This window comes from Candidatus Paceibacterota bacterium, from assembly GCA_035404205.1.
Taxonomy (GTDB): Bacteria; Patescibacteriota; Minisyncoccia; order UBA6257; family JAVHQB01; genus JAVHQB01.
In genome coordinates, this window is sequence record DAONGQ010000017.1 from 1 (window position 1) to 6,127 (window position 6,127).

At 38.6% G+C, this 6,127-nt stretch carries 7 protein-coding genes; 6 read left to right on the forward strand and 1 reads right to left on the reverse strand.

From position 1 onward, the window contains the following. The 6 genes from PK547_02550 to PK547_02575 form a co-directional block, all read left to right on the forward strand. Positions 1–261, forward strand: a 261-nt coding sequence (locus PK547_02550) for an ATP-binding protein (GenBank protein ID HPR91588.1), incomplete at its 5' end; no start/stop codon positions are given. A 40-nt stretch (positions 262–301) separates the two neighbouring features. Then, positions 302–1,633, forward strand: a complete 1,332-nt coding sequence (locus tag PK547_02555) for a sugar transferase (protein HPR91589.1) — start codon at positions 302–304, stop codon at positions 1,631–1,633. Between the two features lie 146 nt (positions 1,634–1,779). Then, positions 1,780–3,471 (forward strand): peptidoglycan-binding domain-containing protein, encoded by a 1,692-nt coding sequence (locus tag PK547_02560; GenBank protein ID HPR91590.1) that lies wholly within the window; start codon positions 1,780–1,782, stop codon positions 3,469–3,471. Positions 3,472–3,715: 244 nt separating this feature from the next. Further along, positions 3,716–4,261 (forward strand): nucleotidyltransferase domain-containing protein, encoded by a 546-nt coding sequence (locus PK547_02565; GenBank protein ID HPR91591.1) that lies wholly within the window; start codon positions 3,716–3,718, stop codon positions 4,259–4,261. Further along, on the forward strand, positions 4,261–4,629 hold the full coding sequence (locus PK547_02570; protein ID HPR91592.1) for a hypothetical protein: 369 nt from the start codon (positions 4,261–4,263) through the stop codon (positions 4,627–4,629). The genes PK547_02565 and PK547_02570 overlap by 1 nt, the downstream gene beginning before the upstream one ends. Positions 4,630–4,753: 124 nt before the next feature. After that, the gene (locus PK547_02575; GenBank protein HPR91593.1) at positions 4,754–5,482 is read left to right on the forward strand and encodes a glycosyltransferase; all 729 of its coding nucleotides are present in this window, start codon (positions 4,754–4,756) and stop codon (positions 5,480–5,482) included. Between the two features lie 370 nt (positions 5,483–5,852). Here PK547_02575 and PK547_02580 read toward each other — a convergent pair. Continuing rightward, a partial coding sequence (locus PK547_02580; GenBank protein ID HPR91594.1) for a DNA helicase RecG occupies positions 5,853–6,127 on the reverse strand: 275 nt, incomplete at its 5' end.

Here is a 6,127-nt window from a genome sequence, read left to right on the forward strand (position 1 = left end):
AGAAATAAAAAAGAAATAGACTTTATTATAAAAGAAAATGGTAAAATAAGCCAGCTTATTCAGGTATCGTTTAGTTTGGACGATTCCAAAACATTAGAAAGAGAAATCGTGGCATTAATAGAAGCTAGTCAAGAACTATATTGTGACGATTTACTTATCATTACCTCTAATAACAATCAGCGTATTGAAAGAGATGGCAAAATAATAAAAGTTGTTTCTTTTACTAACTGGGTCATGACAATTGGAAAAGACCTTGAATAGCAGCAAAATATTTGTTTGATTAATTTGCTATAATAAAGGCATGTTAAGTTCGGGGAAAATTAAGAGAATAGCGCTCCTTTTGGGGGATATAGCATCTTTCTATGCGGCTTTTATTTTGGGGTTGTTTTTGAGGTACGGCTTCTCTTTTCGCTGGGACAAAATGATTTTAAATCTAAGGCCCTTCACTGTGTATTTGGGTTTGGTTTTGCTTTTCTATCTCATTAGCCACCTCTACGAGAGCGAGTATACCTATCGGCAATGGAAGCTTTACAGAAATATCGGTGAATCCTTAGCGACAGTTTTTATTATCGCGGCGCTCACCATCTACCTAACAGATATTCCTTTTACCCCCCGAAGAAATCTTATCTATATTACAGCTTGTTTTGGAATTATTGATGTTTTATGGCGGGTTCTGTTCGGTTTAACTATTTCTAAAAGTCGTCCCGCCAAGCTGGCGATAGTTGGCGAAAGTCCTCGGATTGATGAGTTTTACGATTATACCCAGAAAAATCCTCAATTTGGGTATACCGTCATCTCTGTCTATAAACAATGGGAAGCGGAAACCAAAGAAAGTGTTTTAGGTCAAATTGAAAACAAGCGGATTGATTGCATCGCGGTAAACCATTTAGATTCCCAGCCCAATATTCACAATGAATTGGCTGATTCTCTAAAAAGCAAAGTTCGCTTAGTGGATTGGACTAGCGTATATGCGGAAGTATTTAAAAGAATCCCCTTAGACGATATAGATAAACTTTGGGTGGCTAGAGTCGCTGGCGCTAACGAGAATACTCAGCCTTTTAATTTTAAACGCCTCTTTGACATTATTCTGGCAGCTTTAGGTCTTATTGTCTGTTTGCCTTTTTGGCTTTTAGCGGCCATTCTTATAAAACTCACCTCAAAGGGACCTGTTTTTTATTTATCGGAAAGAGTGGGTCAATGGGGGAAGCCTTTCAAAATTATCAAGCTAAGAACCATGGTTTTCAATGCCAAAGATATCGGTCCTAGTTATACTCTGGCTAATGACCCCCGCATTACCTTCATTGGCAGGATTCTAAGAAAAACGCACCTAGATGAAACTCCTCAATTTATTAATATCCTAAAGGGCGAACTATCTTTCGTTGGACCTCGACCCGAGGAAACCAAACTTGCTCGCGAGTACGAAAAAGGTATTCCTTACTATACAACCCGTTATTTAGTAAAGCCGGGGGTAACTGGTTGGGCTCAAATTAATTATGCGCAGAGCACAACCATTGCAGAGGCTAAAACCAAGTTAGAATATGACTTTTACTATCTCAAGAGCAGTAATCCCATCTTGGATATCATAATTATTCTGAAAACACTGAGGGTGGCTCTGGAAATGAAGACAAACTGATACACTGGAATAATGTCTAATGACTAATGTCCAATGTCCAAACAAGGAACACGTCTGGAATACAAAATACAAAGTCCGAAATCCAAGGTAAGGGCGGAAACAATAGGCCATTTGGCTTTTAAGGGGGAATATCCTATACTATTTTGATGCGTAAAAAGACAAAAATTTCCAGCTTGGCTATCATCGTGGCTTTAACCGCTATTTTTGGAGTAAATCGCTTTGCCCTTGCCTCTGTGACTATGAATATAGGGAAAGATTATGATTATACCGGCAGGGCTCAGATAGAAACTAGCTTGCTGCGCAGTTCTAATAAAGCCGACTTCTACGTTGATAATGAGTTTTATAACAGATTAAATTCTAATGATAAGACCGTTTTAAATGATCGCCTAAACAATTTAGGGGTTGAATTTGATAATCATATTTATCCCGTCTTAGCGCAAACCTATGGTTATACCGGGCGGCTGAGCCAGAGCGGGCAAAAATTAAATGTGGTTATTCATCCTCTGAAGACAGGAGCAGAGGGCTATACCAGGTCAATAGATTTTTTTGATACCGCTCATTTTATTGACTCTAATAATCATTTGACCGTTTATTTGGATTACAATGCTTTGGTTAAACCCTCTACTACCAACTTGGAACTAGCGGCTTTTCTAGCGCATGAATTTACTCACATTGTGAGCTTAGAAACCAAAGATTTTAAATACGGAGTAAGCGAGGATACATGGTTAGCCGAGGCGCGTTCAGAATACAGCGAAACGCTTTTGGGCTATCCTAATATTGACTGGGAGCACAGTTTGTTAAAGCAACGCTTAGCTGATTTTAGCGCTAATAACACTTTGGATTTCATTAATTGGCAGAACAGCTCCCAAAATTACGCTTCGGTGAATTTGTTTACTCAATATTTAGTGGAACATTACGGCATTGCCGTTCTGGCAGATACCCTGCGTACCAATTCCCTCGGAATAGATGCCATCAATATTGCCCTTGCCAGAAATGGCTATTCAGAAAAATTTGCCGATATTTATAGAAATTGGGCTATTGCCAATATTATTAATGATTGCGCGGCAGACCATAATAAATACTGCTATACCGATGACCATTTGGGCGAGTTTGTGCTTATGCCCATTGGTTATTATTTGCCTACAGCTGGCGAAGCTTATATGACAGCCAATAACAATCTTAGCCCTTGGATTATTCACTACCAAAAAATTGCCGGCGGACATGATACTGTAGAATTTGATTTTGAAAAGCCAAGCGCCACAGGCTTGAATAAATTAGTTTACATCGTAGTAAAAAAAGACCAAAGCCGAGAGGTAAAAACTCTTGATTTAACTGGCACGACTAAAGCCTCCCTAAGTCTTTCTGATTTTGGGGATGCTAATGCCTATCTAATCTTAGTGCTCTATAAAGAAGACGGCGTAGGGGATTACAATCTGACTTGGAAAGCCTCTGTTAGCGTGCCGGCAGACCAGAAACAGGCAGCCCTTATTGCCAGCCTTCTAAAGCAAATAGACGCCCTTAAGCAACAGCTAGCCTATTTACTGGCTATTAAATCTGGAAGTAGTACCGTTAATACGCCCACAACAGTTCCGACCAATACTTGCGGCAAGTTTAATACAGACCTTAAGTATGGAATGATGAACAATGCCGATGTCCGTTGCCTTCAACAATTCTTAGCTTCTCAACCGGGGATATATCCTCTCGGCTTAATAACTGGCAATTATTTAACTTACACAGAATTGGCGGTTTCTGATTTTCAAGATGAAAATGGCATTTCGCCCACGGGATATTTTGGTCCGCTTACGAGAGCGGCGGTGAACGGGATGAGGGGATACTAATATACCGGGATAATGTCTAAAGCCCAATGTCTAATGTCCAAACAGGGAGGGGACGGGCTCGAAAGTTTAAAATTTAAATCCGCAGTCCGCCAACTGTCGGAGGCGGATAAAGTCCAAACTACAGTCAGGGTGCAATGGAGAAAATTTAGATACATTCCTTGAGGCAAGAAACCACGAAGGTGGATATTGATTATTGTATGCAAATAGCATACAATTGTATGCAAATAGCATACACCATTTAAATATGTTTAAATTTACTAAAAACGAACAATTGATTTTAGACCTCTTTTTCAAAAAACCAGAAGAGTCTTTTTATGTTAGACAAATGGGGAGGTTATTAAATAAAGAACCTGGAGTTTTTGAGAGAGACCTTAACAGACTATTAGAAGAAAAAATACTTTTATCGCAAAAGATAGGAAATAATGTGTTTTACAGTTTAAATAAAAATTACTTCCTCTTACCGGAACTTAAAAATATTTTTAAAAAAACAGTAGGTATAGAGTACCAGATAAAGTCTTTTGTAAATACTTTTCCAGAAAAAATCAACAAAGCCTTTATTTATGGCTCGGTGGCAGCAAATAAAGAAAATTCCGCAAGTGATATTGACCTTTTTTTAGTGGGAAACATAACAGAGCCTCTTTTATCTGAGAAGATACATAGTTTAGAGACTACTTTGGGAAGAGAAATCCATTATGTACTTATGTCACCAGAAGAATATAAACATAAAAAAGATGCCCGGGATTCTTTCCTTAATAATATCGAAAATAAACCTATAATAAGTTTAATTTAATGGAATATCCTTTTCAAAAATATATTGACGAAGGAAAGATAACGCAAGAAGCTATTGGTTTTGACCAAATCAGAAGTGCTTACTCAGGAGCGGAAGACGATTTGAAAGCTGCTGATTTTAATCTTAAAGCTTACGCCAAAGTTACATATGATTATGCCTACAAAGCCATGCAAAAAATGGGTAGGGCACTTATTCTATCTTTTGGCTATCGCCCTAAAGTAACAAATTATCATAAAACAGTTGTAGACTTGTCGGGAGATATTTTAGGAATAAATTTTAAAGAGCTTATCGCGCATTTTGATCGCATGCGTCAGAAGAGGAATGCTTTTACGTACAATGAACCAGACTTAATTATTAGTCAGACATAGGCTGCAAATGCCTTAGAAACTGCTACAGAATTTTTAAATATTGTAAAAGATTTTATAAATAAAAATAATCATCAAGGAATTCTTATTTAGATATTGGTCATTAGAAATTAGAAATTATTATGCCATGCTATCAATAATCATTCCTGCCAAAAATGAAGGCAAGTATTTAGGGTTGCTTTTAGAAGATATACAAAAGCAAAGTACAAAACAAAAAATAGAAGTCATCATAGCGTTGGCGCCCTCGGTTGATAATACTTCTCAAATAGCCAAGCAATATGGGGCTAAAATTGTTCCCGGGGGACTGCCTGGCTATGGTCGGAATTGCGGAGCCAAGAAGGCCAGAGGCGATATGCTGCTTTTTCTTGACGCCGATGTTAGAATACCGGCTGATTTTATTGCCAAAAGTTTAGCTGAATTTAAACGCCGCCATTTAGATATAGCCTCAGCGCGCATTGTTAGCGATACGGATGAACTCTTTGACGAATTTGTTTATAAAATAGATAATTTAACACTGGACCTGAGCAAATATTTCGGTTTGGTTTATATTCCTGGGGCATGTATTCTTATATCGAAAAAATATTTTAATCATCTAGGGGGTTTTGACGAAACCCTCACCTTTGGGGAGGATGCCGATTTGGGTCAAAGGGCGTTAGACGATGGGGGCAAGGTGGGCACCATTCACTCTACGCATTTTGTGGCTAGCGCTAGGCGGTTTCATTATGACGGGAAACAAAAAACCCTTAGAAGAATTATCAGGGCGGGATTAGATGCTTTGAACAAAAAGCAAATCAGAACTGAGGGAGCTTACTTTAACGATGAGACATGGCACACAGACGACCGGGATAATGTCTAAAGCCCAATGTCTAAAGTCTAAACGGGGAGAAACACTAATATAATGTCTAATGACTAATGTCTAATGTCCAGATGGGGAAGGAGAGGGGGGGGGCAAAAGTTTAAAGTCCAAATCCGCCAGCCGGCGGATAAAGTTTAAACAAATACGGAGAAGGGGACAATGACCAATGTCCAAACAAGGAAGGGACGGGGTCGAAAGTTTAAAGTCCAAAGTTCAAAGTTTAAACGGGAATCACAAACAGGGGAAAGGGAAAACAAAGTTTAAACGAAAACCACAAATAGGGGAAAGGAGAAAATAAGGTTTAAACACAATCGAATACGAAAAGAAATAAAAAATGTGAAAAATGAAAAACCGCTCGTAGGAGCGGTTTTTATTCCAAATGCACTTTACTCTTGAATTCCTCGTAACGAGTTAAAAGATTAGGGTGAATTTTCAGGGTGGGGTCGCTAGCCAATATTTTTTTCGCTTCCTTCTGAGCGGCCTCGATGAGTTCTGTATTTTTTAAAGCATTCATAATCAAGTCGGGGATGCCTGATTGCTTATGGCCGAGGAAATCTCCGGGTCCGCGCAGGAGCAAATCTTTTTCTGCCAAACTGAATCCATCGTTATTTTTTTCCATTATTTTTAAACGAGCCGAAACTGTTT